This is a genomic window from Acinetobacter sp. YH01010 (genome assembly GCF_013420775.1).
GTDB lineage: Bacteria > Pseudomonadota > Gammaproteobacteria > Pseudomonadales > Moraxellaceae > Acinetobacter > Acinetobacter amyesii.
The window spans coordinates 30,734-57,400 of the sequence record NZ_VOYF01000020.1; the positions used below are offsets into that span (position 1 = coordinate 30,734).

Consider the following 26,667-nt stretch of genomic DNA (forward strand, 5'->3'; position numbering starts at 1 on the left):
TTCGTATATATTACCTTTGTTTGCAAGACTGTGCGACTACGTTATGTTAGAAGAATTACAGCGTCTCCAAGCGCATATTAGCGTTTTAAAAACGCGACTGGCGCAATTTGAAAGCGAAAATGGTGCCTTACATGATGAGAAAAACTCATCAAATGAGCAGCATCATGCTCAAATTGTACATAAGAACGGCATTATCACCTCGAAACAAGAAGAAATTGAAACACTGAATGAGCAATTAACTGATTCACGTGCTCAACTTCAACAGCTCAATACTGATGCAACTGCTTTGGCTGACCGATACAGCCGCCTCGAAAAAAGCTGTACTGATCTAAAAAATCGTTTTCAGGAAATTTTGGCAGAGCGTAATGAGTTACGTATCGTCAAAGAAAAAATGCAAAATGAACAACGTCATGCTCAGCAAGAAATTCAAGGTTTAAAGCAAGAACGTGAACGTCTGCTACAAAAAAATGAACATGCCAAGGCCAAAGTTGAAGCGATTATTCAACGTTTAGCAATTTTAGGTACTGCTCAAGATCAACATGCACAAGAAATTCAACAATTGGCACATCCGACTGAAAGTAATGAGGAAGTTTGATCATGAGTGAACAAATTGCAGTTGATTTAAAAGTTCTAGGTCATAGTTTCCGTTTAGCAACGACTTCTGACCAACAAGCAGATTTAGAACGTGCAGCGCAGCTGCTGAATGACAAATACGATGAATTTCGTCGTAAAGCGCCACGTATGGAACCAAGCAAGTTGATCATTATGGTCGCACTTGAGTTAATGCAAGAAGTCCTGTCGATGAATAAGAGTTTGCAAGAATATGCAAACTGCGAACTTTTGTTGCAAAATATTTTGGAACAAGTGGAAGAATTGACTGATTAATCGGTGGTTTAGTGATTATACTTTGCCCGATTGCTTCATTTTAAACACTTTGTCAGCGTTTGGTGATTTGCCAATAACGCTGAATTCGTTATACTGAGTACATCTCTGAGGTGTTCGCCAGCTAGGTCTAATCCCCTGCCGATACTTAAACTTATGGATGTATTCTGTATATTCTGAGCGTATGCCCTCCTCGTGTGGGAAACCCAGCGAGTGTACGTCGCGTCCACCTTGAACTCATCGGGTTCAGGGTCACGACATTTGCAGCGGCATCTTCGGAGTGTTTATCTTCCAAGTCATTAAATGAATTTTCAGCATTCAACTCAATTCAAAAATATTCTAAAAAATTCACTATTCTATTTCTGCGCTATTCGACTCCTGTTCTTTTCTTAAAAACTGATGTTACGCACATAAAAGTAATTTCGTATTTTTAAAATAATTTTAAGCCTATTCGACGGAGTCTTACATCTAAGGATTAAATAAAGAGATTAGCCTTCGGCTGGAGATACTTTTGTTTCGGCAAAAGTACCCAAAACCATTGTCATCCGCAAAACTCGTTCACTACCGTCAAATTATTCAAAGCATCACAAAAACATTTTTGATTAGAAGTAGTCCTGTCTTAAACACTTGCGGATGACGTTACCGCGTATCGTTGTTTTATTTGAAGCAAATTGCGCTTTGATGTTACTGCGTAACATCAGTTAAAAATTTTTATTCAAGTTTGTTCACCTTCAAAAGCTGATTTAATCCGCCTTATTCAATTTTTGAGTTGTTCCAATTTAGCTTGCTGCCCATCTAAAAATCGATCCATTTCGGGAAGTATTTGGCGTAAATATTGAATAGATGAAATAGCTTCATCCACGTTCACGACGCCTTTTTCAACCAATCTGTATTGCTGCTCGAGTAAAGCGAGTACTTGATTTTGATTCGGCTGCTGCCCCTGACTCATCTGTGTGTTTATTTGCTGAAATTGTTGAAATACCTGTTCACGTTGCTGTAATAACTGGGTGTGCGTTTCATTATCTTGTCTTTCTTGTTTGGGTTTGGAACTTGAATGCTGTAAAACATTTTCCGTGGTTTGATCTGAATGTGTTTCGGACACTTTTTGTTGATCTAAAGGTAGCTGTTCATGAACCTCCTGCTGCCGTGGTTTTAAAAACTGAATCATCAACCATAAAATTAAACTAAACGTCAAACCTAAAACAATCCATTTTTTATTCATGATGCAGTCTCTAGACACCTTCTGATATTTAAAAAATTCAGAGCCGATTTGACTCTGAATTTACCTTTTTATTTAATTTTATCTAAATTATTAGTTGCCCCATCCTGCTGGCGCATAACCCAAACGAACACGCTGTGGGTGATTGCCAACTGGAACTGTGATGACTTTTTCACCTGTCGCGAAATCAATCACTGTTACTGCATCTGTCGCACTTTCAGAAATTACACAGCGTTTTCCATCTGGGCTTTGCGTTGCCCAATACGGTTTACCTGCAGCAATCAATTTCGCCGCGGTCAAAGTTTTACGATCTACTATAGTGGCATAATCATCCATGGTTCCTGCGACACACAGTTTTTCACCATCACCACTGATTGAAAGCCCATGATGGCGTGAGTCATTCACCCATTTGGTGCGATCTGAGGGAATCGTTGTACTTCCCGGAAGCTGTGCAATGCGCGTGACTTTGTCTTGATTGAGATCATATTCGACCAGACCATTAAAAAATGAGACCTGAGCATAGATTTTGGATTCATCTTTACTAAATACAATCGGTCGAACTGAGTTAGACAGATCTTTTCGTCCCACGGCATCTAAAGCAGGTCTAAAATCGATTTTTTTAAGGACTTTATAATTTTGAGCATCTGCGATCGTGATATAGCGTTTGCCTTTAGTAAAATCTTGCCAAGATGCATCCATGGCTGTTTCGACATTTCCAATGGCTGAATTTAGAATTTTAGTACCGTTGGCAAAATAGATATTTTCATGTGGTTTATCGCCCGTCGCAAAACGTCCTAATTCTTTGCCCGTGTTGATATCGAGTACATGTACAACATTCCCTGAAGATGCTGAAACAGCAACTTGTTGCCCATCGGGTGAAACCGCCATATGGTCTGCTCGAAATCCTTCAACGGGTGTGCGCCAATTGATTTTCCCCGTTGCAATGTTAATCGAGACTACATCTGCATAACTTGGGCGTGATGCAACCACCGATTTGCCATCTGGTGTGGAATACATGTCATCGACCAATTGATCATTTCCCTCTCCTGCCGTATTACGAATATAGCTATAAGCGATTAATTTTACTGGGTTGATGTAAATTTCAGTGAGGCGTTGTTTTTTGTCGGGCACCATATTGATGACACCAACTTTCTGATAGTTTTTTGCAGGATTGATCACTGTAACCGTACCATCCCAATTATTGCCGACAAAAAAGACTTGCTGGCTATTGGGTGGAACGGGTGCAGTGGTTGTCGCTGCGAAAATAAGTGGCGACACCGTAACTGTCATACAAAGAAGTGTCCTGATCCAGAGATTTTTTTCCATTTTTATTGTCCATTCATTTGTTTTTATGCATACCTTTTGACCAAAGCCATCAGATAAGTGTCGCTTTTTTAGCGCAAAGAAAGCTTATTAAATATACAAGTGTAGATATAGCGTATTTGTTTTAATTCCGATGAGTTGTTGATTAAAGGCGCACAAACCTGCCACTAAAGGCTTCTTCAATAATGTAATACTCTATCTCTGCTCCATTCCACCACTTTTCTTTGCTTCAAATATTTCATTCAAATCTTTTCAATTTCAAAAGCTTATTTAAGAGTTGTCCCAGTTTGGCTTGCTATCTATCCAAAAAAACAATCCAGAATACATTTGCAAGACTCAAGCAGAACTATGAAAAATCAGTTGCCTTAGCTTACATATTTATTTGGCTGTCATTATGAAATATCAACAGAACCTAAATTCAACACGATTTTAAGGCCATAAAAAAACCCAGCTTTCGCTGGGCTTTTTTTCGAATCAGTTCAATGCTTAGTGAGCAGCGAATTGGTTCATTGTGTTTTTCGCATCGTCACCCGCTTTAAGCGCGTTGTCACCAGCGAAGATTTCTTTGTGGTCGTCACCGATGTCAGAACCAGCCATTGCTTGGTGTTTAACACAAGAAATCGTACCGCGGATTTCTTTACGTTGAACGCCAGCTACATAAGCAAGCATACCTTGGTCGCCGAAGTAACCTTGAGCAAGCTCGTGAGTAGAAAGAGCAGCTGTATGGTAAGTCGGAAGTGTGATCAAGTGATGGAACACGCCCGCTTCACGAGAAGCATCAGCTTGGAACGTACGAACTTTTTCGTCAGCTTCAGCAGCTAATTCAGAGTTATCGTATTCAGCGCTCATTAGTTTAGCACGGTCGTAAGCAGAAACGTCTTTACCTTCAGCAACCCAACGGTCGTAAGCTTGTTGACGGAAGTTTAGAGTCCAGTTGAATGAAGGCGAGTTGTTATAAACAAGTTTCGCATTTGGAACTGTTTCTTTAACACGGTTAACCATGTGAGCGATTTCTTCAACGTTTGGAGTCGCAGTTTCGATCCAAAGAAGGTCAGCACCATTTTGAAGGCTAGATACACAGTCAAGTACAACGCGGTCAATTTGCGTGTCTGGACGGAACTGGTACAAGCCAGAAGCAAGACGTTTTGGACGGTGAAGTTTACCGTTACGCTTGATTAGGATTTCGTCTTCTTGAGCTTCTGAAATGTCAATTTCAGTTGTGTCTAAGTAGCTGATGTATTGAGAAGCGATGTCGCCTGGCTCTTTAACCACTGGGATTTTTTGAGTCAAGTCAGCGCCTTCAGAGTCAGTACGAGCAACGATGATACCGTCATCAAGACCCATTTCTAAGAATGCATAGCGAAGAGCGTGGATTTTCGCGATGAAGTCTTCGTGTGGAACTGTAACTTTACCAGCTTGGTGACCACATTGTTTAGCGTCAGATACTTGGTTTTCGATTTGAAGTGCACAAGCACCCGCTTCGATCATTTTCTTAGCTAGTAAGTAAGTCGCTTCTTCGTTACCGAAACCAGCGTCGATGTCAGCAATAATTGGCACAACGTGAGTTTGGAAACCGTCGATTTGAGCAGTGATTTCAGCAGCTTTAGCAGTATCACCAGCTTCGTTTGCTTTTTTAAGCGCACGGAACAAGTCGTTTAATTCTTTCGCGTCAGCTTGACGTAGGAAAGTGTAGATTTCTTCGATCAATGCAGGTACTGAAGTTTTTTCGTGCATAGATTGGTCAGGAAGTGGACCGAATTCTGAACGAAGAGCTGCAACCATCCAACCTGAAAGGTAGATATAGCGACGTTCAGTTGTACCGAAGTATTTTTTGTTCGCAATCATTTTTTGTTGTGCGATGAAACCGTGCCAGCAACCTAATGATTGAGTGTATTTGCTAGAATCAGCATCATAAGCAGCCATATCACGACGCATAATAGCAGCTGTATATTTCGCAATGTCTAAACCAGTTTTGAAACGGTTTTGCATTTGCATACGTGCAGCATCTTCTGGGCTAATATCGCGCCAAGTGCTTCCGAATTTTGCTTTTAATTCACGGATTGCATCAATCGCTGTTAAGTATGTAGACATGATATGTTCCTGTAATAATATTAGGATTTTTCTGCAACGTAAGGCTAAAATCATACCCTCGAATGATTGTTCAGATTTAGAACATTTCGTTGCGATAGACACAGAGTAGATTGACTAAAAAAATTAATCCAATATTCTGCATTAATTTTCAGTATTTATTTAAAAAATATGTAGATTAAAGTCGTATTATAATAATTAACCAATATTTTTAAGTATTTGTATTTAAATTATTTTATTAATAAATTTGGCTGATTTTTTTGTCTATTTTACAAACACTCTGATGAATTATTCTTCATTAGACTTAAGTCGACTGAGCATTCACTTTTAAAAAAAACAGCATTTTTTACGCCTTTTTTGCCCAAACTTACCAAACTAAATGCATGATTATTCCGTCCTCAAATGATCATGTAAATGAGATATTTCATCTTACTTTTGAGTTTTATGAACATCACTTCGCATAATCAAAATTGCTCCGTATTTTTATTATATTTATTTAAAAATATCATTCTAAACAGGTAATAAGTGTTTAAGAAATATGTGCTGTCGCTTCAGCAAATTTGTCTTAAAACTGCCGAATTTTAGTACAATAGTACACGTCATTTTTTCATCCATTTTTTACACAAGCCTTAGTAGTTATGGCATAATCAGATAAATTTCATGATTTTATTGTCGGTATTTATTTTATGAATCTGGAGCGGGTCGATCTCAATCTATTAATTTATCTTGATGTACTACTTCGTGAAAAAAATGTGACTCGTGCTGCCGAGCAACTGGGTGTAACTCAGCCTGCGATGAGTAATATTTTACGTCGTTTACGCAACTTATTTAATGATCCACTTCTTATTCGTTCTTCAGAAGGTATGACACCTACAGAACGTGCGCTTGAATTACAGCCACGTATCCGTGATGCTCTCTCTGACCTTTCGATGATTTTGGAACCCCGTACCGAGTTCCGACCTTACACTTCAAATCGTGTCTTCCGCATCATGACGTCAGATTATGCTGAAGCAACACTAGTGCCGCGCCTAGTAAAAGCTTTGCGCTCAGAAGCACCCAATGTGGTTCTGGATTTTTTAACGCCTAGTGATGTGTCTTATCGAGATATGGAACAAGGTAAAGTCGACTTGGCGATTAACCGCTTTAATGAAATTCCGCAAAGTTTCCACCAAGTTTTGGTCTGGCGTGACAGTTTTTCATGCCTTTTAAATGCCAAGCACCCTGCTGCAAATAATTTAAACCTGAAAAGCTATCTAGATGCACAACACATTTGGGTATCTAAAACAGGTATGGGTGTCGGTTTTGGTGTCAATCCTGAAAAACAAGCGGGTCTAGGTTGGATTGATCAAGCCTTAGAACGTATTGGCCAAAAACGTAAAATTTCAGTTTTCACCCGTCATTATCAAATGCCAGGCTTATTGGCCTCGAATGTTGACTTGGTTGCGACTCTGCCAAGCCGTATTGCTCGCCTTCAAGCCAAAAGTCAAAACCTGTTACTTCGCGATCCACCATTCTATATTCCTGAATTTGAATTAAAAATGGCGTGGTGTCCTTTACTTCATCATCACCCTGCTCATCGCTGGTTGCGTCAACTTATTTTGTATGTTGCACGTCAAATGATTGAAGAAGAAAACCGCGAATACTTAATGAATAACTCTCAGTTTTCACAGTATCAGTAATTAGTTCTTTAATTCCTTATTAATTCAAACGTATACTGTCACTATATAGGTAGTAGTTAAGACTACTACCTTGCCCATTTTTGTGTTAGAAATACAGAAAAATAGAATGAATCACAAACAGGTGTATTCGTGAGCCTTTTCCAAAATATTGTCATTATTATTCTCCTGATCGTCGGTGCGGGTTTTCTATCCTTAACAGAAATTGCCCTTGCGGGTGCACGAAAAGTAAAGCTTAAAATTTTGGCTGAATCTGGAGATTCACGTGCACAACGTGTGCTTGACTTACAAGCCAACTCAGCAGACTTTTTCGCCGCATCACAAATTGGCTTAAATGCCGTGGCAATTCTTGGCGGTATTTTGGGTGAAGGTGCATTTCGTCCTTATTTCATAACCTTAGTGACCCGTTTTTATCAGGGCCCGTGGACTGAAACCATAGGATTCACCCTGTCGTTTACTTTAGTCACCTCCTTATTCATTCTATTTGCTGATTTGATGCCAAAACGTTTGGCGATGATCGCACCTGAAAAAATCGCCGTTGCTGTTGTAGACCCGATTCAAATCTTCATTAAAGTGTGTAAACCAATGGCATGGGTGATTAATGCCATTGCCAATTTGTTGTTTCGTTTATTCAAAGTGAATACAACACGTGATGACAATATTACCTTTGACGATATTTCAGCCGTGATGGATGCCGGTGCTCAAGCTGGTGTACTACAAAAGCAAGAACACCACTTTATTGAAAACGTATTTGAACTGGAAGAACGTAATGTCCCTTCAAGTATGACTACACGTGAAAATGTGGTGTACTTTACCCTAAAAGAATCAGAAGCCAGTATTCGTCAAAAACTCGCAGAATTTCCGTATTCGAAGTTTTTGGTCTGTAGTGAAAATATTGATGACGTGATTGGTTATGTAGATGCCAAAGATATTTTGGTTCGTATCTTGAACAATCAGTCACTTTTACAACTCAACGAAAATACCATTCGTAATGTCCTCACGATTCCAGATACTTTAACACTGTCCGAATTACTCGATCGTTTCCGTTCAACCAAAGAAAAATTTGCCGTAGTAATTAACGAATATGCGTTGGTTGTCGGCGTTATTACCCTCTCCGACATTATGATTACCGTGATGGGCGACTGGGTAACACCGATTGAAGCAGAACAACAAATTATTAAACGTGATGCGGATTCTTGGCTTATCGATGGCAGTACACCAATCGAAGATTTAAAGCATGCCCTCGCTTTAGATGAAATGCCCGATGAAGAAAACTATGAAACCCTTGCGGGCTTTATGATGTTTAAACTGCGTAAAATTCCACGTCCAGCGGACTTTGTCACCTATCATGGCTACAAATTTGAAGTTGTGGATGTAGACCACTTTAAAATTGACCAATTATTAGTGACCCGCTTACAACAGGCTGAAACTGAACTAGATACACCAGAAGAATCGGATTAATTCGATTCTTTTTTTTCTAAAACAATAAAATATAAATACGATGGAATACGAAGATGTCTTTTTCACTTAAAGCGATTTTGACTTGCTTTAGTTTTTATACTGGGGCTTATCTGATCTATTATTTTTTTAAAGCTCATCCACAACCTTTATTTCTATTGCTCGGTGTTACACTGATCGCCACTGCGTGGTTTTTAACGCCTTATCCTTATGAACGTGGCAGACAACAATATGACGAAACCATGCGTTTTGGTCTGTTTTTTTATAATCCCTTAATATTTTGGTTCCGATTTTTTAGTTGGCCGATTCGGACGCTACTGTCTATTTTTGCATAAGCGTACTTGTTGTGATCAAACTGTATCTGCACAGCACTTACAGTTCTCTACTGATGTTGAATATATGTAAACAGACCACATTTTTTGAATAAAAATTAAAATAAATCGAAAAATCTCCCTTCCTTAATACCTTCATTATTAATGACTATTTTTCATTAAAATAGTGATGTATTTCACATTTTCTCACCTTTGTTTTGACTGATGAAATTTATCTTTATGCTCTGCCCTTGGATTTAAAAACAGCTTTATATTTCAAAGGAATGAACCATGTTAACCGTACTCGGTTTGGGCATGATCTTGTGCTTTATGTATTTGATCATGTCGAAACGCTTAAGCCCACTTGTTGCACTGACTTTAATTCCCCTACTTTTTGCCTTGATTGCGTGGTTACTTGGTTTTTATTTTGACAGCTTGTCACACATACAAATAAATGAAATTGGCGACATGATGATTGAAGGTGTAAAAAACTTGCACCGACTGGCATCATGCTGCTTTTTGCGATTCTGTATTTTGCCATCATGATTGATACAGGTTTGTTCGACCCTTAGGTGAAATTTATTTTAAAAATGGTCAAAGGTGATCCCTTAAAAGTTGTCCTTGGAACCATTACCCTGACGTTAATTGTCTCTTTGGATGGAGATGGTTCTACAACATATATGATCTGTGTTGCTGCCATGCTGCCACTCTATAAGCGCTTAGGTATGAGCCCATTGATTATGGCATGTTTGATTATGCTCTCTAGCGGCATTATGAACCTTACGCCATGGGGTGGGCCTACAGCCCGCGCCGCCAGCGCACTTCATGTCGACCCAAGTGATGTATTTGTCCCGATGGTTTTACCGATGTTATTTGCCATCGGCTGGTTGTACTTCTTAGGAACGATGTATGGTCGCATGGAAAGAAAGCGTCTAGGAATTGTCCAATTGGATATCAGCCATGGTGAAAACATTCAAATCTCAGATAATCCAGAAGCCAACCGCGCAGATCTACGTTGGTTTAATGCACTGTTAACCGTCGTTCTGATGATTTGTCTGGTTTTTAGTATTTTACCTATGCCTATTTTATTCATGGTGGCTTTATGTATTGCGCTAGTCGTCAACTACAAAAATGTCGACTTGCAGAAAAAGTTAATCGCACATCATGCAGGTAGTGCTTTAAACGTGGTCGGCATCATTTTTGCTGCAGGTATTTTTACCGGAATTTTAGCTGGAACAGGCATGGTAGAAGCCATGTCCAAACAACTTGTGGCAATTATCCCTGAAAGTATGGGTCCCTATTTAGCACCGATTACCGCTGTCATCAGTATGCCGATGACTTTCTTTATGTCGAATGATGCTTTCTATTTTGGGGTTTTGCCAATTCTTTCAGATGCAGCAGCTCATTATGGAATTGCACCTGTAGAAATGGCACGTGCCTCCATCGTAGGGCAACCTGTACACCTACTCTCTCCACTTGTCCCTTCGACCTATTTACTCTGTGGACTTGCGGGTATCGAGTTTGGACAACATCAGAAATTTACCATTATCTGGGCTGTAATCACGTGTTTTGTCATGTTAGCAGCAGGTCTGATCTTTGGAATGTTTCCGTTTTATTCGAGTTTAACTTAAAAAGTTAAAGATAAAAAAAGCACCATCAGGTGCTTTTTTTATGCTTAACAATAATGAACTAGCCAGTGTTTTACACTCACAGGTTCATTTGTAATAATTAATGCTTTGAAATTAATGCTTCTAGAACTGCTTCATAATGAATGCGAATATCATCTTCTAAAATTTTATAAACATTGTCGAATTGCACCATTGGCCAGCCTTCTTTCCAAAATGGAAAAATGTTATGGAGGTCATGAGTCACCGTTGCGTCTTCACGTACAATTGCTTGTGCAACTTGCGACAATACTTGTGCAGTTTCAGCACCATCAATCGCTAAATAATCGATACCACGAACTTTCAAAATACGGATACGGTCTTTTTTGTAGCGGATTTTTTTACTTTGGCCTTCATTTAAGCCTAAAGCTAAAGTCACAGCTTCAACAAATTTATCTTCAAATGCTTGATTTAATTTCACCAAAGCTTGTTTGTGTGCTTCTTGACGACCAGCTTTTCCCCCACTACGAATCACTTCATTTGCTTCAGTATTTAAAACATCTGATTTCATCGACTGAAGAATGTCTAGAATTTCGATATCGCTTAATGTTTCAGGAGAATGATCAGTCATAAACTGCCTATAAAAACTTAATATTCAATAAGTATGTATTTTCGCATAAAAGCAGCGTGAAAACTGCGACCTTCGCTATAGAAATTGCGTTTTCTCTTATAATGTTCAGATATACAACATGATTTAGAAAAAAAATTCTGTCAAAAATATCGAAATCAACTATATTACTTTCACGCTTTAATATTAACGTCACAATATGGCTCAAAAAAAACCGGCTGCACTTTACCTTCAACAACTGAAACAGCAATATCCAGCAGCCTTTAAACATAATTATTTATTTTATAGCCAACTGAAAACTCAAGGCATTTTAGACGAACTCAAAGAGCTTATTCCTTGGGTTTTGGCGGCGATGATTTTTATTTCTTTGAGCATGAGTATTGGTCATGCAGTGCAACTGTATTTTCCTGATATGAGTGAGTTTCGAGCTCATGGTATTGCTGTACTGAGTATTATGCTGTTTTTCATGCTGGTTGTGCCCTTAGTCATCAAGCAAATCAAACACAGTTCAATGTCCCTGTATCAAAGTTTGAAGAATACGCCGTTCAGACTTGCGATCGTGATTTTATTACAATTACTCAATATCGCCTTTTTACAAAGCACCTTCGTTCAATCTGTATTGTTCTTTTTCGCCATGAGTTTCGGCTTTGTGCGTTTTTATAAAGAAAATCTATTCAAAGGTGGAAGTAACACGCAAGAATACTATTTTCTACAAGAGACACGTCGTATTGCTTATTGGTCGTATAAACAAATGCTTAAAGCAAAATTACGTTTGACACTCAGTAATCCAAATCAAGCAAACTACAAGTGGTTATCTGAGCGCTTTACCCAGTTCCAAAATTTGCACATACAAATGCTACATCAGGAAAATCAGCTGTGTAAAAAGCTAAAGCACCAAAATGTTGAACATTATCTTGATGAGTTAATGAAATAAGTCGACTTTGGTGTAGTGAAAAAAACTTTAATTCACTGCTCAAAAAGTCATTCAATACATCGCTATTTTTGAATATTTTCAACTTATATGCATGAATTGATTGATTTTAAAACAAACACCATCAAATACACTTGCCAAGCTTCATTTCGTCCTCTATTATTGCGCACATGCCCGAGTGGTGAAATCGGTAGACACAGGGGATTTAAAATCCCCCGCCCACAAAGCGTGCCAGTTCGAGTCTGGCCTCGGGCACCATTCTTATACTTCTAAGATTGGTGCAATAAAAGATCCAGCAATTTGCTGGTTTTTTTATGCCTAAAATTTATAAATCTATTATTATTCAATGCCAATACCTTCAGATTTTGATCTCCCTGCACTACAGCTCAAACATCCCGATGCCTTTTATCAACGGTTGCTGTTTGCGCATTTTAAAATCATCAATCTCACGCCCACTGCACCCGTTTTAATCTTTAGCTTTTGCCTGATACTTTTAATCTCTCTTGGCAGCGCAGCACTTGGGCATATACTTTCAACGGCACATTCAATTCACGACCCCAAAATGGCGTTCAATCTTGGTGTATTGATTATTCTTCCTTTAATCTATTGCTATGTCTGGTATGCACATTATCAAGCACGTTTTAGCAGCAAGTCCGCAGTTCAACGCCTGCAAACACAACTGTATCTCCTTGGCGGATTAACACTTATCCTCGCTATAAACTTTAAGTATCTACAAACAGATGCATTAAACCTCATCAGTCTCTGCGGACTTTTTTTTAGTCTGTTTTTATGTGTATTTACTGAATTATTTTATAAACCTGAAAGCAGCGCCATTGAACGGGTAAAACTACAAAAGCTTCGCCAACTGGCATTTTGGTCTTATCAACAATCCTTAAAACAAAAAGTGCATCAAACGTATTTCTACACACTACACATACAAGCCATGCAAGAAGAACAGAAACTTTCAGCATCGATCAAATCATCCTTTAAAGATTTTTTAGACAATGCTCAATGACTTTTTAAAACTCTAGTCACAAAAAAGCCCTGTCACTACAGGGCTTTTTTTAAAGTTCAATTACCATTCTCGGTTAGCAACCAACTCTTCCATTTCAATATCCATATAGCCTTCATCTTGCAGCACCATCATCATGGCTTCTGCAATATAATCTGCAGCCGTATCATCCAAAGACGAATCTAAATCTTCAAATTGAGGTTTCATCTTATTGAGCTGTGCAACCGTTTCATTGGCAAAATGGTAGATATCAGTTGAACTTAAATCTGCTTTTGCAATTTTCTTCGCAAATTGAACAACCAATAACTTCACCTCTGCAACCAACACATCTGGGTAATATTCATCATCAAACATGGGTAGCAGTAAATCTGCAAACATACGAAACTCTATCACAAAACATTCAGGGCGCTTATATAACACAAATACTACAATTCACCAAATTTATTGGGATTCAGTATTTTCAAATCAGTCTGCATTCTGCATGGCTTGCCAAACACGTATCGCATCTACCGTCGCTTTGACGTCATGTGCGCGAACCATACATGCACCTTGTTGAATGCTGAGTAGATGCGCTGCAACCGAGCCTACAGCGCGATTTTGTGCATCTGCACCGCCAAGTGCTTCACCGATAAAACGCTTACGTGATAATGCAGACAGGATCGGATAGCCCATGTCATTCAATTGATAGAATTGCTGTAAAAGCTTTAAGTTTTGCTGCGCATTTTTAGCAAAACCAAAACCCGGATCAATCATAATATTTTCTGCACGCACGCCTGCGTCCAATGCATTTTGCACGCGTTGCTTTAATTCATCAATGACATCAGCCACAACATCTTGATACTGATCTAGATTATTCATCGTGGTGGGTTCGCCGCGCATATGCATAATGATCACTGGAATATCCAGTTTTGCAGCGGTTTCTAAGGCATTCGGCCGAGTTAATGCACGTACATCATTCCAGATATGCGCACCTGCCTGAACCGCTGCCTCAATCACCTCAGGCTGTGAGGTATCGATAGAAATCACTACATTGTGTTTAGTTAAGGCTTCAACGACGGGTACGACCCGTCGAATTTCTTCTTCAACCTCAACAACAGATGCACCCGGACGTGTTGACTCACCACCGACATCAATCACTGTCGCGCCATCCACTATCATTTGTAAGGCATGTGCTATAGCTTGGTCTTTACCATTGTGTTTGCCACCATCACTGAAAGAGTCCGGTGTGACATTTAAAATCCCCATCACATGTGGCTCTGACAAATCTAATTGCAAATTACCACAGTTTAAAATTTTATTAGGCAAAGACACCAACTTCATAGTACACATCCCAGATTTTGCTGCGCTTATTTTAACGCTAAGTTTGCTCAGCATTTCGTTCACATGCATTTATTTTCATATAAAAAAACCACCCGAAGGTGGTTTTAAAATTTTATGCTTTTGGCAATGACGGTAATGGTGGTGGAACATCTGGACCATCCGTTGGTGTGACATCAATCACTGGATTTTCAGCGATGTACACTTTTGGTGGTTGAGGTTCACGACCTTCCATAATGTCACGGATTTGATCACGATCAATGGTTTCCCATTCAAGCAATGCTTTCACCATGGCATGTGCAATATCTTTGTTATTTTCAAGAATATCGCGAGCAACTTTATATTGCTCATCTAAAATACGGCGAACTTCACGGTCAACTTCAAGCTGAGTTGCTTCAGAAATCACACGACTTCCTAAACCACCCATGAATGACTGCTGTGAGTCATCTTCGTAAACCATGACGCCCATTTTATCGGACATACCGTATTTAGTAACCATTGCTCGTGCCATTTTCGTTGCACGTTCAAAGTCATTTGAAGCACCAGTCGACATTTGGTTAATGAAGACTTCTTCTGCAATACGACCACCAAACAAAATTGAAAGTTCATTCAACATTTTGTCTTTGTAATGGCTGGTTTGGTCATGTTCAGGCAACTGCCAAGTCACACCCAGTGCCCAACCACGCGGCATGATTGTCACTTTATGCACAGGGTCTGTACCCGGCAATATTTCAGCAACAATTGCATGACCTGCTTCATGATAAGCCGTCGCACGACGTTCTTCTTCACGAATCACCATCGATTTACGTTCAGGACCCATGTAAAGCTTGTCTTTCGCATCTTCAAAGTCATACATATCGACCGTGTTCTTGTTACGACGTGCAGCAAACAGTGCCGCTTCGTTTACAAGGTTAGCCAACTGAGCACCCGAGAAGCCAGGTGTACCACGTGCCAAGACTTTAACATCTACACCAGTCACAGAAGGTAATTTTTTCAAATGTACATTCAGGATTTGCTCACGACCTTTAATATCCGGTAGAGATACCATCACTTGACGGTCAAAACGACCTGGACGAAGTAAAGCTTTATCCAATACGTCAGCACGGTTTGTTGCAGCAATGACGATAATACCTTCGTTGCCTTCAAAACCATCCATTTCAACCAACATTTGGTTTAATGTTTGCTCACGCTCATCATTACCACCACCTGTACCTGAACCACGGTGACGACCAACGGCATCGATCTCATCGATGAAAATGATACATGGTGCATGACGCTTCGCTTGTTCAAACATATCACGGACACGAGACGCACCCACACCCACGAACATTTCAACAAAGTCAGAACCCGAAATACTAAAGAACGGTACTTTCGCTTCACCCGCAATCGCTTTAGCAAGTAAAGTTTTACCCGTACCCGGAGGACCAACCATGAGCACGCCTTTCGGAATGCTTGCACCAAGTCGTTTGAACTTAGATGGATCTTTTAGGAAGTCAACGATTTCAACAACTTCTTGTTTAGCTTCATCACAGCCCGCAACATCAGTAAATGTCACTTTGATTTGGTCTTCAGACAGCATTTTTGCTTTTGACTTACCAAAACTCATTGGGCCATTCTTACCACCAGCTCCACCACCCATATTGCGCATAAAGAACATGAATAACAGAATGATTAAAAGAACAGGGAAACTTGCAATCAGAAGTTGCATCAAAATACTTTGACGCTGTGGCGCTGTACCTTCAACAACAACATTGTTCTTGATCAGGTTCGGCATAAGTTCAGGATCTTGAACCGCAGGACGGATACTTTCAAACTCCGAACCGTTTGATTTTTCGCCACGAATTCTTTCGCCATCAATGGTGACTTGTTTAATCTGACCCGCATTTACGGCTGCCACGAACTCAGAATAGTTCATCGCGGTCGGTTGATTGCGGTCGCTGACGTTGCTGAAGATTAAAACCAGCACGCCTAGGATAACCAGCCACAACACGGCATTCTTAAAAAGATCGCTCAAAGCTTTATTCCCATTTCTATCTAATTCGTTCAATCCCACTTACATGGGTGACTCTAATACTTACGCTGCAGAGTAGCTTCGCAATAATTTAAAAACGTACAAAATGCACAATTTTTAACGAGTTGGCAAGTAAACTTTACTTGAAAGCTTTCTTACGTCCCTGCCCGATTAAAAACACTTCTTTAGATCGAGCACGTGAAGCCGCCGGTTTTGCTGTTTTCAACACATCAAATGTGTCTACAACTTGCTTACGGTATTCATCAAATCCAATACCTTGGAACACTTTAACAACAAACTGCCCATTTGGTCCAAGAACCTTTTGAGCAAAGTCGATTGCTAATTCACAAAGATAGATCTGACGCGGTTGATCTACAGCCTTATTACCTGATGTATTGGGGGCCATATCTGAAATTACAACGTCTACAGTACGTCCATCTAAAATTTTTAACAATTCATCGAACACTTCTTGTTCACGAAAGTCACCTTGCAAGAAGGTCACATCCGGTAAAGCATCCATTGGTAAAATATCAGAAGCAATAACCAAACCTTTGTCACCAACAAGTTTTCCGGCAATTTGCGACCAACTGCCTGGTGCAGCACCTAAGTCGACAACGGTCATGCCCGGCTTGATCAATTTGTATTTTTCTTGAATTTCAAGCAATTTATAAGCGGCACGCGCACGATATCCTTCCTTTTGTGCTTTTTTCACAAAGGGGTCATCAAGATGCTCACGCATCCAGTCACGACTACTTTTGGATAATTTCTGGTTAGTAATGCGGGTAGCCATAACTCTCTAAATAAAAAAAACTTCTCAGTCTTGATTGTACGTGAAATTCAGCACTTTTGCAGTAGACATGTGTATCTAAAAAGCATCTTAAATCATGTTTTTTTCAATAATCTTCATCGAGAAAATGCCGATTAAATACAGCGCTTCAACTTTGATTTTGCTATACTAGGTCGTTTTTAAAATTAGGTTATATTTATGGCGGCTTTATCTATTCAAGAACGTAAACGCTTACGTCAAATTGGTCACACCCTAAACCCAGTTGTAATGGTTGCGGACAAAGGCTTATCAGAAAGCGTTGTTGAAGAATTAAACCGTGCGTTAAACGACCATGAGTTAATTAAAGTGAAAGTTGTGGCAGAAGACCGTGAAGCTCGTGCTGCAATGATTACTGAGATTGCGACTGTTTCAGGTTCTGAAGTTGTTCAAACGATTGGTAAGATTGCTTTGATTTACCGCAAAGCGGCAAAACAAAATGCAAAACTGTCTAACCTTGTTCGCTACGCACACCTGTCTAACTAAACATTTATGGCAAGTTTCGAACTCAGCGCTTTTGATCGTCGCTTTCAGGCTGTATCAGTCGTTGGTGCTATCGAACAACAAAGCCCATATACTTTGAATGTGGGTTATTGGATTCGAGACCCAAACCAACTGATTCAATGGCCAGAACTGGTATCAGCTCACCCACGAATCGATTTTTTGTGGGAACAGACCTGCTTAGAAGTTTTTATTGGTGTCCACAACGAAGACTTTTATCGTGAAATCAACCTCTCCCCTTCACAAGCTTGGCAGGCTTACCAGTTTGAAGAATATCGCTATCCAGAAGATATGCCGCCACAAGCTGCTTACGATATTGAACTGAATCAGTTGAAACGGACGCACTATGGCTTAAATGTCAGTCTTGATCTGACAGAATTTATGCTGAAGTACAAACTTAAATGGGAAGATCTCTATATTGGTCTAACTGCAGTACTGAAAACCTCTCAAGGTGAACAGTACTATGCCATGCAGCATAGTAGTCCAAATGCTGACTTTCACAACAAACGTGATTGGCTACATCAGTTCTAAATTTTTAATGTTTTGATCTTCAATAAAAAGCAAAAGTACGATCTTTTGCTTTTTTATTGCCTGTCTATTTTTAAATAGGTGCTTTGGACTTAAATGTACCATTCACAATAAGGGAGCCATTAATGACTCCCTTTTGCATATTTAGCGTTAAATTGAAGTTTAATTCGCTCTCACCGAATCCAGCTCCCTGGAATGACTAGATTTAGCTCAAGCGTTTTAAAATTCATGTCATTCACAATTAACTTTTAAGATCTGTGGTTTGATCCGTAACTTCAGCTTTCACTGGTGAAACTTTTTTCCACGCTTCCAAAGTATGTTCCTTAGAACGCTTAAATGTTTCTGTTAGATGATCTTTGTGCTTTCCTGAAATTTGGGTCACATCTTCTTTCAGCTCTTTTCCAAGTTTTGAAAGATCATCAATAACCGTATTAAACTCAGTTTTCACAAACTCTTTGAGTTCACTAAAATCTTTTTGCGATGAACCAAACTGAACTTTTAACTGATCAAGTTTATTCAATACATCTTGCTTCAACTGACGCAATTGATCTTGCACACTGGCATTCAACTGCTTTGCCTCTGCTCCGATCTTTTCTTTGCTTTCAGTGACCGCTTCTGTGGCTTGAACACTCGCCTCTTTTGCAACTTGTTCAAGCTTTTCAGCACCTTCGATAACGACTTCTTTCAGGGAGGATTTAGTCGCTGTTTGTTTTTGTTGTGTTGCCATGACTTTGTACCTATATTTTTTGCTGACCGACCCACATTAGCGCTTTTTGATAAATTTTAATTTATGATTTGTCTGACAATAATTAATTGCTTACATTTTTCTAAGATTTTGCAAAACCAAACTTTATTCTAAAATGCAAGCGCTTTATCTGCTTTATTCCTGATATTTACGATGGACTTTCAGTGGCTTTCTGCGTATAATGCCGTGTTAAGTTCAAGCGAGCAGATGTAAGGAGGGTAGGTTTTTAAGCAGCCTTCCTTTTTTTTCGTCTTCTCGCTTTTTTACAGCCTAAATTTCAGGAGCTTTGGTTTGAGCACCCCAGCAATTTTAGCCCTTGCCGACGGAACTATCTTTAAAGGTACTTCTATTGGCGCATCGGGTAGTACGACTGGTGAAGTCGTTTTTAATACAGCAATGACTGGCTATCAAGAAATTTTGACTGACCCTAGTTATGCACAACAACTTGTGACACTAACTTACCCACATATCGGTAACACAGGTTGTAATGATGAAGACGCTGAGTCAGGTCGAATTCATAAAGTATGGGCTAACGGATTGATCATTCGTGACCTACCTTTATTGCATAGCAACTTCCGTGCTGAGCAATCACTTGGTGATTACCTTGAACAACACAATGTTGTTGCTATTGCAGACATCGATACACGTAAATTAACGCGTATTCTGCGAGCAAAAGGTGCACAAAATGGTTGTATCCTTGCTGGCGAAAACATTACAGAAGAAGAAGCTTTAGCTAAAGCACGCGCTTTTGGTGGTTTAAATGGTTTAGACCTTGCAAAAGAATGCTGTGACCCTGAAGGCTTTGAATGGACTGAAGGTTCTTGGACATTAGGTAAAGGTTTCTCTCAGCCTGAAGCTAAATTCCATGTTGTTGCATACGATTACGGTGTCAAAACCAACATCTTACGTATGCTCGCAGACCGCGGTTGTAAATTGACTGTCGTGCCTGCGCAAACTCCTGCTGCTGACGTACTTGCTCTTAATCCAGATGGCGTGTTCTTGTCGAACGGCCCCGGCGATCCAGCTGCATGTGACTACGCAATTGAAGCTGTAAAAATAATTGTAGAAGACGCACGCAATGTACCTGTATTCGGTATTTGCTTAGGTCACCAAATTCTTGCACTTGCTTCAGGTGCAAAAACTGTGAAAATGCCTCACGGCCACCACGGTGCCAACCACCCTGTTCAAAACATGGAAACTGGTATTGTGATGATTACTTCGCAAAACCATGGCTTCGCAGTAGATGCAGAAACATTACCTGCAAACTTGAAAGCTACGCACAAATCACTGTTCGACCAAACCCTACAAGGGATTCACCGTACAGATAAACCTGCGTTCAGTTTCCAAGGTCACCCCGAAGCAAGCCCTGGTCCACATGACTGCGCACCATTGTTCGATCATTTCATCGAACTTATCGAAGCATCTAAGAAGTAATTAAGGAAGCATCATGGCTAAACGTACAGACATTAAAAGCATCTTAATTATTGGTGCTGGTCCGATTGTCATCGGTCAAGCATGTGAGTTTGACTACTCAGGTGCTCAAGCATGTAAAGCACTTCGTGAAGAAGGCTACCGTGTTATTTTGGTGAACTCTAACCCAGCAACCATTATGACTGACCCTGCTATGGCAGATGCCACTTACATCGAGCCAATCACTTGGCAAACTGTAGCTGCAATCATTGAGAAAGAACGCCCAGACGCAGTTCTTCCTACAATGGGTGGTCAAACAGCATTGAACTGTGCCCTTGCACTCGATGCCAACGGTATTTTAGAAAAATACAATGTTGAATTGATTGGCGCGACGAAAGAAGCGATCGAAAAAGCGGAAGACCGTAAACTTTTCGATATCGCAATGCGTAAAATCGGTTTGGAATGCCCTCGCGCTGACGTTGCAGAAAGCATGGAACACGCACTTGAAATTCAAGCGCGTTTCGGCTTCCCTGTAATTATCCGTCCATCATTCACCATGGGTGGTTCAGGTGGTGGTATCGCGTACAACCGTGAAGAGTTCATTGAAATCTGTGAACGCGGTTTCGATCTTTCTCCAACCAAACAATTATTGATCGATGAATCTTTAATTGGTTGGAAAGAGTACGAAATGGAAGTTGTTCGTGACAAAAACGACAACTGTATCATTGTATGTACCATTGAAAACTTTGACCCAATGGGCGTACACACTGGTGACTCAATCACTGTTGCTCCTGCGCAAACATTGACAGACAAAGAATTCCAACTTCTACGTAATGCATCTTTAGCTGTACTTCGTGAAATTGGTGTTGAAACTGGCGGTTCTAACGTTCAGTTCGGTATCAACCCGAAAGACGGCCGTATGGTTGTAATCGAGATGAACCCACGTGTTTCTCGTTCATCTGCACTTGCGTCTAAAGCAACGGGTTTCCCAATTGCAAAAATCGCGGCGAAATTAGCTGTAGGTTATACCCTTGATGAGTTGAAAAACGACATCACTGGCGGTACAACCCCTGCATCTTTCGAACCAGCAATTGACTATGTTGTAACAAAGATTCCTCGTTTCAACTTCGAGAAATTCCCGCAAGCGGACGCAACTTTGACGACTCAGATGAAATCTGTCGGTGAGGTAATGGCAATTGGCCGTAACTTCCAAGAGTCTGTGTCTAAAGCGCTTCGTGGTCTTGAAGTTGGCGCATGTGGTTTTGATGAAAAAATCGCTGTGGGCACTGAAGGCGCACGTGAGAAAATTCTTGTTGAATTGAAAGTTCCAGGTCCAGAGCGTATTTGGTATGTAGGCGATGCATTCCGTCACGGTTTCACCCTTGATGAAGTATTTGAAGCAACCAAAATTGACCGTTGGTTCTTGATTCAAATCGAAGATATCATCAAAACTGAAAACCAAATCAAAACTTTAGGTTTTGGTGATTTGAATGCGGACAACATCCGTTCGTTCAAACGCAAAGGTTTATCTGACCTTCGCATTGCGGACTTGATGGGCATTTCACAAAAACAATTCCGTAAACACCGTTGGAACTTGGGCGTAACTCCAGTTTACAAACGTGTAGATACATGTGCTGCAGAATTCGAATCTGACACAGCTTACATGTACTCAACTTACGATGAAGAATGTGAAGCGAACCCATCGAACCGTGACAAAATCATGGTCATTGGTGGCGGTCCTAACCGTATTGGTCAAGGTATCGAATTCGATTACTGCTGTGTACACGCGGCTCTTGCAATGCGTGATGACGGTTATGAAACCATCATGGTGAACTGTAACCCTGAAACGGTTTCTACAGATTACGACACATCAGATCGTTTGTACTTCGAACCAATTACTTTGGAAGATGTACTTGAAATCGTTCGTATCGAGAAGCCAAAAGGCATTATCGTTCAGTACGGTGGTCAAACTCCGCTTAAATTGGCTCGTGCTTTAGAAGAAGCTGGTGCACCAATCATCGGTACATCACCAGACGCAATTGACCGTGCAGAAGACCGTGAACGTTTCCAACAAATGATTCAACGTCTGCAACTTCGTCAACCAAACAACAGCATTGTAAAATCTGCTGAAGAAGGTATGGCAGAAGCTGCTAAAGTTGGCTACCCACTTGTAGTACGTCCTTCGTATGTACTTGGTGGTCGTGCGATGGAAATCGTATACAACGATGACGAATTGAAACGCTACCTACGTGATGCAGTTCAAGCATCGAATGAAGCGCCAGTACTTCTTGACCACTTCCTAGACGATGCGATTGAAGTTGACGTGGACTGCGTATCTGACGGTAAAGACGTTGTGATCGGCGGTATCATGCAGCACATCGAACAAGCGGGTATTCACTCAGGTGACTCAGCATGTTCTATTCCTCCGTACTCTTTATCTAAAGAAGTTCAGGACGAAATGCGCCGCCAAACCATCGCTATGGCGAAAGAGCTTGGCGTAATTGGTTTGATGAACGTACAGTTTGCGGTTAAAGGTACTGACGTATACATCTTAGAAGTGAACCCACGTGCATCACGTACAGTTCCATTCGTATCTAAGTGTATCGGCGAATCTTTAGCAAAAGTTGCTGCACGTTGTATGGCAGGTCAATCTCTAGAATCTCAAGGATTCACTACAGAGATTATTCCTGAACACTTCTCTGTAAAAGAAGCGGTGTTCCCATTCAACAAATTCCCTGGTGTTGACCCAATTCTTGGCCCTGAGATGAAATCTACAGGCGAAGTGATGGGTGTAGGTAAAACATTTGGTGAAGCGTTCTATAAAGCTGTGTTAGGCTCTAATGACCGTTTACCAGGCCTACCAACGGAAGGCGAAGTAAAACATGCATTCTTATCTGTTCGTCACTCTGACAAGCCTCGTGCTGTTGGTATTGCGAAACAGTTGACAGATCTTGGCTTCAAAGTGATCGCTACTGGCGGTACTTATGATGTGATTAAAGATGCTGGTATTGAATGTGAACGTGTGAACAAAGTGACTGAAGGCCGTCCTAATATCGTAGACCGCTTGAAAAATGGCGAAGTTCACCTCATTATCAATACAACTGAAGGCAAACAGGCTCAAGAAGATTCATTCTCGATCCGCCGCTCTGCATTACAAGGTAAAGTGTATTACACAACTACCCTTAACGGTGCTGATGCAGTATGCCAAGCTTTAGCAATCAAATTGCCAATGGATGTATACCGCTTACAAGACCTTACTAAAGGTTAATTAAGTTACCGAGAAGTCCCGCCACCTCTCGGTGGCGGGCTTTTTTTCATTTCTAGGTCAGTAAAAATTTTACTGATTTTTTCTTTTTACAAACATGAGGGACAACAATGCAACGTTATCCTATGACTCCCGAAGGCAAAATTGCCCTAGAGAAAGAATTACAGCAACTTAAAAGTGTTGATCGTCCACGTATTACTGCAGCAATTGCTGAAGCGCGTGAACATGGGGATTTGAAAGAAAACGCTGAATACCATGCTGCTCGCGAGCAACAAGGTTTCTGTGAAGGCCGTATCCAAGATATCGAAGGTAAATTGGGTGCTTGCCAAGTGATTGATGTTAAATCACTTGAGCAAAATGGCCGTGTGGTTTTCGGTGTGACTGTGACCATTGAGAACTTAGATACTGAAGAACAAAAGACTTATAAAATCGTTGGTGATGACGAAGCAGATTTTAAAATCAACAAAATCTCTGTGAACTCTCCAATTGCTCGTGGTCTTTTGGGTAAAAATGAAGGCGACGATGTAAAAATCAACACACCACAAGGTGAAGTTGAGTACGAAGTTTCTAAAGTTGAATATCTTTAATTCATTAAGATAGCAATTTTAAGCCCCTCTTTTGAGGGGTTTTTTATAATCAGACAAATAATTATTATACCCCTGCTCTATCCTTCTTTTAATAATCCTGATGCAAAAAGTTGAAAGGCATGTAATGCTTCTGACAACACCTGCTCAGGATTCTTGCTAGAAGCCACCCAAAGCGCCGCATTCATGGCTGCTCCATTTAAAAATATGGCTGCCGCTTCAGAATTCACTGCTTTAATTCGGTCTGCTGCCAATAACTGTTCTACGCATTCACGTGTAGACTTCAAGCATTTGTTTTGACTCGGCCAATGCGCAGGATCACCCAATACCGCAGGTCCGTCGCGTAATACAATTCGCTGAAACTCAGGATTCAAGGCATTTTCAATATAGGTTTTCCCCTCAAGCATCAACCCCTCCCAAAGATCTTCGGGTTGCTCCAGATACTTCTGGGCAGATAAAGCCATTTCTGAATCAATTTGATTAACCACAGCAGCAAATAAGCCCTTTTTATCGCCAAAATGATGGTACAGCGCACCACGGGTCAGCCCTGCTTCTGCCGTGAGTTTATCCATTGAGGTGTCTGCATAGCCATACTCAGCAAACGTACGGCGTGCCACTTCAATCAGTTTCTTGCGGGTTGCCGCCATTTTTTTTTCACGAACAGACATTGCTTTGATTACCTCATCATCACAAAAATTTTAATTGACATACCAGGCGTATGTCAATTATGTTGACATACGATACGTATGTCAAAAATAAAGCTGCTTTCCCCCCCACTTTTAAAACCAGATATTGAATGAGAATAAACATGACTAGAATTGCAATATTTCCCCAAGATCGCCATGCCTTGTATGAACAGCATGGTTACTCTGCTGCTATTAAATCGGAAAATTTACTCTTTGTATCAGGCCAGGTCGGTAGCCGTGAAGATGGCAGTCCTGAACCTGATTTTGAGAAACAGGTAAAACTAGCATTCCAGAATCTTAGCCATACTCTGGCTGCGGCAGGCTGTACTTTCGATGAAATTGTCGATGTCACCACCTTCCATACAAACCCTGAACAGCAATTTGAAGTCATCATGAAAGTTAAAAATGAGGTGTTTACACAAAAGCCTTATCCAAACTGGACAGCAATAGGTGTTAATTGGCTTGCAGGTTTTGATTTTGAAATTAAAGTCATTGCTCGGATCCCAAACCTCCCTACAAACACTTCGGTCTAGCGATTGATTTTTAATAGGGATGAACGACGCATGACATCAGTTCAATTGGTTATAATGGTTTACCCTTTTTAAGTTGTACTGTTTATGTCTGAAAAATTGATTAATTCACCTGTCAATCATTGGTGTGAGTTTGAGTTCATCTCTAAAACAGTGAAGAACCCTAATATTCACATCAAAGGTAATTATTCATATTATTCTGCATATTGGGATCAAGGTTTTGAGCGCTGTGTGGTGCGTTATTTGCACGATAAACCTGCAACAGCTGAAAAGCCGATAGACCAGTTACATATCGGTAATTTTGTCTGTTTTGGCGCAGAATGCGTGATTATGATGGGCGGTAACCAACTCCACCGCACAGACTGGATTTCGGCATTTCCGTTTGATACACGGAGTTTTGTCCCTGCGGGTGACACAATCATTGGTGATGGCTGCTGGATCGGCTCACGTGCGATGATTATGCAAGGTGTTACACTCGGTGAAGGTGCTGTAGTAGCTACTGGTGCGGTGGTGACTAAAGATGTGCCACCTTATGCTGTTGTCGGCGGAGTCCCTGCTAAAGTAATTAAATATCGCTTTCCTGAAGAAGATATCAAAAAACTACTTTCCCTTAAGCTCTATGACTTAGATGAAAAGCAGTTTTTAAATATGCGGGAACAGTTGCAGACTGATGATGTAGAACTATTGATAAATTATTTTAAGATTGATTAATCCTCTAGCCATACACTGTTTTCGATATAGTTAAAGTATTGCTGCTGGAATAAATGATATTGCATTTCTTCTGACGGCTTAAATGCATATTTATTTAAAAACTTAGTATATTCTATTTCATAAGTATTATGCTGATAGCGGGTACGTAAGTCTTCCATCGCACTTACGTGTTCAAGATAATCATTAATTATCAATAACTCAACATTAAACTCTTTCTCAACTATTTCTTTAAAGTTTTCTATATTAAAATGAGCCATATTTAGACCAGAAACATTTTCATTACCTTGCTTCATTTTCATTAGATCTCTTTCATAAATCAAAAAACGATCTTCTTTTTGGTTAATATTTGCACTCCGGATTTCTTAGCATTCGTGCATAATCTGCGGATGAAATACATCGATTCAAACAAGCTTTCTGATCCTCA

Annotated in this window: 25 protein-coding genes, 1 tRNA gene, 1 other RNA gene and 2 pseudogenes; 18 read left to right on the forward strand and 11 right to left on the reverse strand. The window is 40.3% G+C overall.

The genetic code is table 11. The annotated features are described in order from the left end of the window. The first annotated feature begins 43 nt into the window (after positions 1-43). The 3 genes from FTT77_RS14805 to ssrS all read left to right on the forward strand — a co-directional run bounded on the left by FTT77_RS14805 (position 44) and on the right by ssrS (position 1,167). Complete coding sequence (locus tag FTT77_RS14805; protein WP_180008929.1) at positions 44-595, forward strand: hypothetical protein; 552 nt, start codon at positions 44-46, stop codon at positions 593-595. A gap of 2 nt (positions 596-597) precedes the next feature. Next, complete coding sequence (locus FTT77_RS14810) at positions 598-885, forward strand: cell division protein ZapA (protein WP_168378082.1); 288 nt, start codon at positions 598-600, stop codon at positions 883-885. A gap of 99 nt (positions 886-984) precedes the next feature. Then, positions 985-1,167, forward strand: a non-coding RNA gene (gene ssrS, locus FTT77_RS14815) — 6S RNA. Positions 1,168-1,639: 472 nt separating this feature from the next. Here the strand turns inward: ssrS and FTT77_RS14820 are convergent. Continuing rightward, positions 1,640-2,104: a hypothetical protein gene (locus FTT77_RS14820; RefSeq protein WP_168378083.1), complete on the reverse strand. Its 465-nt coding sequence runs from the start codon at positions 2,102-2,104 to the stop codon at positions 1,640-1,642. Positions 2,105-2,194: 90 nt separating this feature from the next. Beyond that, positions 2,195-3,391: a YncE family protein gene (locus tag FTT77_RS14825; RefSeq protein WP_257224684.1), complete on the reverse strand. Its 1,197-nt coding sequence runs from the start codon at positions 3,389-3,391 to the stop codon at positions 2,195-2,197. A gap of 329 nt (positions 3,392-3,720) precedes the next feature. Between FTT77_RS14825 and FTT77_RS17630 the strand changes: the two are divergent. Continuing rightward, positions 3,721-3,822 (forward strand): annotated as a pseudogene (locus FTT77_RS17630) (IS5/IS1182 family transposase); the annotation flags it as partial. Between the two features lie 88 nt (positions 3,823-3,910). Here FTT77_RS17630 and FTT77_RS14830 read toward each other — a convergent pair. After that, positions 3,911-5,515, reverse strand: a complete 1,605-nt coding sequence (locus tag FTT77_RS14830) for an isocitrate lyase (RefSeq protein ID WP_168378085.1) — start codon at positions 5,513-5,515, stop codon at positions 3,911-3,913. A gap of 683 nt (positions 5,516-6,198) precedes the next feature. On the opposite strand from FTT77_RS14830, the gene FTT77_RS14835 reads away from it, so the two are divergent. From FTT77_RS14835 to FTT77_RS14850, 4 genes and pseudogenes are all read left to right on the forward strand, one after another. Then, positions 6,199-7,191, forward strand: coding sequence for a LysR family transcriptional regulator (locus FTT77_RS14835; RefSeq protein WP_078191331.1), 993 nt, complete (start codon positions 6,199-6,201; stop codon positions 7,189-7,191). A gap of 129 nt (positions 7,192-7,320) precedes the next feature. Then, the gene (locus FTT77_RS14840; protein ID WP_078191332.1) at positions 7,321-8,649 is read left to right on the forward strand and encodes a hemolysin family protein; all 1,329 of its coding nucleotides are present in this window, start codon (positions 7,321-7,323) and stop codon (positions 8,647-8,649) included. Between the two features lie 53 nt (positions 8,650-8,702). Next, positions 8,703-8,981 carry a hypothetical protein gene (locus FTT77_RS14845; protein WP_180026970.1) on the forward strand — a complete coding sequence of 93 codons (279 nt, stop codon included), beginning with the start codon at positions 8,703-8,705 and terminating at the stop codon, positions 8,979-8,981. A gap of 267 nt (positions 8,982-9,248) precedes the next feature. Then, positions 9,249-10,588: pseudogene (locus tag FTT77_RS14850) on the forward strand (CitMHS family transporter). Positions 10,589-10,685: 97 nt separating this feature from the next. On the opposite strand, the gene FTT77_RS14855 reads toward FTT77_RS14850, so the two are convergent. Continuing rightward, on the reverse strand, positions 10,686-11,192 hold the full coding sequence (locus FTT77_RS14855; RefSeq protein WP_078191335.1) for a hypothetical protein: 507 nt from the start codon (positions 11,190-11,192) through the stop codon (positions 10,686-10,688). A 196-nt stretch (positions 11,193-11,388) separates the two neighbouring features. Here FTT77_RS14855 and FTT77_RS14860 point away from each other — a divergent pair, with 196 nt between their 5' ends. The 3 genes from FTT77_RS14860 to FTT77_RS14870 all read left to right on the forward strand — a co-directional run bounded on the left by FTT77_RS14860 (position 11,389) and on the right by FTT77_RS14870 (position 13,135). Next, positions 11,389-12,123: a hypothetical protein gene (locus FTT77_RS14860; RefSeq protein ID WP_180109487.1), complete on the forward strand. Its 735-nt coding sequence runs from the start codon at positions 11,389-11,391 to the stop codon at positions 12,121-12,123. Positions 12,124-12,292: 169 nt separating this feature from the next. Beyond that, positions 12,293-12,378: transfer RNA gene (locus tag FTT77_RS14865), tRNA-Leu, on the forward strand. A gap of 88 nt (positions 12,379-12,466) precedes the next feature. Next, positions 12,467-13,135, forward strand: a complete 669-nt coding sequence (locus FTT77_RS14870; RefSeq protein ID WP_180109488.1) for a hypothetical protein — start codon at positions 12,467-12,469, stop codon at positions 13,133-13,135. 60 nt (positions 13,136-13,195) lie between these two features. Here FTT77_RS14870 and FTT77_RS14875 read toward each other — a convergent pair whose 3' ends face one another. The 4 genes from FTT77_RS14875 to rlmE all read right to left on the reverse strand — a co-directional run bounded on the left by FTT77_RS14875 (position 13,196) and on the right by rlmE (position 17,250). Beyond that, the gene (locus FTT77_RS14875) at positions 13,196-13,510 is read right to left on the reverse strand and encodes a DUF5713 family protein (RefSeq protein ID WP_180109489.1); all 315 of its coding nucleotides are present in this window, start codon (positions 13,508-13,510) and stop codon (positions 13,196-13,198) included. Between the two features lie 87 nt (positions 13,511-13,597). Continuing rightward, positions 13,598-14,452 (reverse strand): dihydropteroate synthase, encoded by an 855-nt coding sequence (folP, locus tag FTT77_RS14880; protein ID WP_218954098.1) that lies wholly within the window; start codon positions 14,450-14,452, stop codon positions 13,598-13,600. Positions 14,453-14,564: 112 nt separating this feature from the next. Then, a complete protein-coding gene (ftsH, locus tag FTT77_RS14885) occupies positions 14,565-16,463 on the reverse strand; it encodes an ATP-dependent zinc metalloprotease FtsH (protein ID WP_218954100.1) in 1,899 nt (632 codons plus the stop codon). A gap of 136 nt (positions 16,464-16,599) precedes the next feature. Further along, the gene (rlmE, locus tag FTT77_RS14890; RefSeq protein WP_078191339.1) at positions 16,600-17,250 is read right to left on the reverse strand and encodes a 23S rRNA (uridine(2552)-2'-O)-methyltransferase RlmE; all 651 of its coding nucleotides are present in this window, start codon (positions 17,248-17,250) and stop codon (positions 16,600-16,602) included. A 195-nt stretch (positions 17,251-17,445) separates the two neighbouring features. On the opposite strand from rlmE, the gene FTT77_RS14895 reads away from it, so the two are divergent. Together FTT77_RS14895 and FTT77_RS14900 are read left to right on the forward strand one after the other, a co-directional pair. After that, a complete protein-coding gene (locus FTT77_RS14895) occupies positions 17,446-17,769 on the forward strand; it encodes a YhbY family RNA-binding protein (protein ID WP_078191340.1) in 324 nt (107 codons plus the stop codon). A 6-nt stretch (positions 17,770-17,775) separates the two neighbouring features. Continuing rightward, on the forward strand, positions 17,776-18,315 hold the full coding sequence (locus FTT77_RS14900; protein ID WP_180005425.1) for a DOMON-like domain-containing protein: 540 nt from the start codon (positions 17,776-17,778) through the stop codon (positions 18,313-18,315). A 238-nt stretch (positions 18,316-18,553) separates the two neighbouring features. Here FTT77_RS14900 and FTT77_RS14905 read toward each other — a convergent pair whose 3' ends face one another. Then, positions 18,554-19,039 carry a hypothetical protein gene (locus FTT77_RS14905; protein WP_180073594.1) on the reverse strand — a complete coding sequence of 162 codons (486 nt, stop codon included), beginning with the start codon at positions 19,037-19,039 and terminating at the stop codon, positions 18,554-18,556. Positions 19,040-19,348: 309 nt separating this feature from the next. Between FTT77_RS14905 and carA the strand changes: the two genes are divergently transcribed. From carA to greA, 3 genes are all read left to right on the forward strand, one after another. After that, positions 19,349-20,491, forward strand: a complete 1,143-nt coding sequence (carA, locus tag FTT77_RS14910; protein WP_180073595.1) for a glutamine-hydrolyzing carbamoyl-phosphate synthase small subunit — start codon at positions 19,349-19,351, stop codon at positions 20,489-20,491. Positions 20,492-20,504: 13 nt separating this feature from the next. After that, positions 20,505-23,735: a carbamoyl-phosphate synthase large subunit gene (carB, locus tag FTT77_RS14915; RefSeq protein WP_168378094.1), complete on the forward strand. Its 3,231-nt coding sequence runs from the start codon at positions 20,505-20,507 to the stop codon at positions 23,733-23,735. A gap of 107 nt (positions 23,736-23,842) precedes the next feature. Further along, positions 23,843-24,319: a transcription elongation factor GreA gene (gene greA / locus FTT77_RS14920; RefSeq protein ID WP_078191345.1), complete on the forward strand. Its 477-nt coding sequence runs from the start codon at positions 23,843-23,845 to the stop codon at positions 24,317-24,319. A 77-nt stretch (positions 24,320-24,396) separates the two neighbouring features. Here greA and FTT77_RS14925 read toward each other — a convergent pair whose 3' ends face one another. Beyond that, a complete protein-coding gene (locus FTT77_RS14925) occupies positions 24,397-24,984 on the reverse strand; it encodes a TetR/AcrR family transcriptional regulator (protein ID WP_180021942.1) in 588 nt (195 codons plus the stop codon). A gap of 140 nt (positions 24,985-25,124) precedes the next feature. Between FTT77_RS14925 and FTT77_RS14930 the strand changes: the two genes are divergently transcribed. Together FTT77_RS14930 and FTT77_RS14935 are read left to right on the forward strand one after the other, a co-directional pair. After that, the gene (locus FTT77_RS14930) at positions 25,125-25,535 is read left to right on the forward strand and encodes a RidA family protein (RefSeq protein ID WP_180005422.1); all 411 of its coding nucleotides are present in this window, start codon (positions 25,125-25,127) and stop codon (positions 25,533-25,535) included. Positions 25,536-25,619: 84 nt separating this feature from the next. Then, entirely contained in the window at positions 25,620-26,243 is a 624-nt protein-coding gene (locus tag FTT77_RS14935; protein ID WP_180009716.1) for a CatB-related O-acetyltransferase, read from the forward strand. On the opposite strand, the gene FTT77_RS14940 is transcribed toward FTT77_RS14935, so the two are convergent. Beyond that, a complete protein-coding gene (locus FTT77_RS14940; protein WP_180009715.1) occupies positions 26,240-26,542 on the reverse strand; it encodes a hypothetical protein in 303 nt (100 codons plus the stop codon). The two genes, FTT77_RS14935 and FTT77_RS14940, sit on opposite strands and share 4 nt — an antisense overlap. Positions 26,543-26,667 lie beyond the last annotated feature (125 nt).

Excerpts from the sequence above, each read along its gene's own strand:
- FTT77_RS14835 (WP_078191331.1), top strand. The coding sequence starts at position 6,199 with ATGAATCTGGAGCGGGTCGATCTCAATCTATTAATTTATCTTGATGTA.
- FTT77_RS14855 (WP_078191335.1), bottom strand. The coding sequence starts at position 11,192 with ATGACTGATCATTCTCCTGAAACATTAAGCGATATCGAAATTCTAGAC.
- FTT77_RS14870 (WP_180109488.1), top strand. The coding sequence starts at position 12,467 with ATGCCAATACCTTCAGATTTTGATCTCCCTGCACTACAGCTCAAACAT.
- FTT77_RS14845 (WP_180026970.1), top strand. The coding sequence starts at position 8,703 with ATGTCTTTTTCACTTAAAGCGATTTTGACTTGCTTTAGTTTTTATACT.
- FTT77_RS14900 (WP_180005425.1), top strand. The coding sequence starts at position 17,776 with ATGGCAAGTTTCGAACTCAGCGCTTTTGATCGTCGCTTTCAGGCTGTA.
- FTT77_RS14925 (WP_180021942.1), bottom strand. The coding sequence starts at position 24,984 with ATGTCTGTTCGTGAAAAAAAAATGGCGGCAACCCGCAAGAAACTGATT.
- FTT77_RS14805 (WP_180008929.1), top strand. The coding sequence starts at position 44 with ATGTTAGAAGAATTACAGCGTCTCCAAGCGCATATTAGCGTTTTAAAA.
- carB (WP_168378094.1), top strand. The coding sequence starts at position 20,505 with ATGGCTAAACGTACAGACATTAAAAGCATCTTAATTATTGGTGCTGGT.
- FTT77_RS14935 (WP_180009716.1), top strand. The coding sequence starts at position 25,620 with ATGTCTGAAAAATTGATTAATTCACCTGTCAATCATTGGTGTGAGTTT.
- FTT77_RS14825 (WP_257224684.1), bottom strand. The coding sequence starts at position 3,391 with ATGACAGTTACGGTGTCGCCACTTATTTTCGCAGCGACAACCACTGCA.
- FTT77_RS14930 (WP_180005422.1), top strand. The coding sequence starts at position 25,125 with ATGACTAGAATTGCAATATTTCCCCAAGATCGCCATGCCTTGTATGAA.
- rlmE (WP_078191339.1), bottom strand. The coding sequence starts at position 17,250 with ATGGCTACCCGCATTACTAACCAGAAATTATCCAAAAGTAGTCGTGAC.
- FTT77_RS14820 (WP_168378083.1), bottom strand. The coding sequence starts at position 2,104 with ATGAATAAAAAATGGATTGTTTTAGGTTTGACGTTTAGTTTAATTTTA.
- folP (WP_218954098.1), bottom strand. The coding sequence starts at position 14,452 with ATGAAGTTGGTGTCTTTGCCTAATAAAATTTTAAACTGTGGTAATTTG.
- greA (WP_078191345.1), top strand. The coding sequence starts at position 23,843 with ATGCAACGTTATCCTATGACTCCCGAAGGCAAAATTGCCCTAGAGAAA.
- FTT77_RS14905 (WP_180073594.1), bottom strand. The coding sequence starts at position 19,039 with ATGGCAACACAACAAAAACAAACAGCGACTAAATCCTCCCTGAAAGAA.
- FTT77_RS14810 (WP_168378082.1), top strand. The coding sequence starts at position 598 with ATGAGTGAACAAATTGCAGTTGATTTAAAAGTTCTAGGTCATAGTTTC.
- FTT77_RS14940 (WP_180009715.1), bottom strand. The coding sequence starts at position 26,542 with ATGAAAATGAAGCAAGGTAATGAAAATGTTTCTGGTCTAAATATGGCT.
- FTT77_RS14830 (WP_168378085.1), bottom strand. The coding sequence starts at position 5,515 with ATGTCTACATACTTAACAGCGATTGATGCAATCCGTGAATTAAAAGCA.
- FTT77_RS14875 (WP_180109489.1), bottom strand. The coding sequence starts at position 13,510 with ATGTTTGCAGATTTACTGCTACCCATGTTTGATGATGAATATTACCCA.
- FTT77_RS14895 (WP_078191340.1), top strand. The coding sequence starts at position 17,446 with ATGGCGGCTTTATCTATTCAAGAACGTAAACGCTTACGTCAAATTGGT.
- FTT77_RS14860 (WP_180109487.1), top strand. The coding sequence starts at position 11,389 with ATGGCTCAAAAAAAACCGGCTGCACTTTACCTTCAACAACTGAAACAG.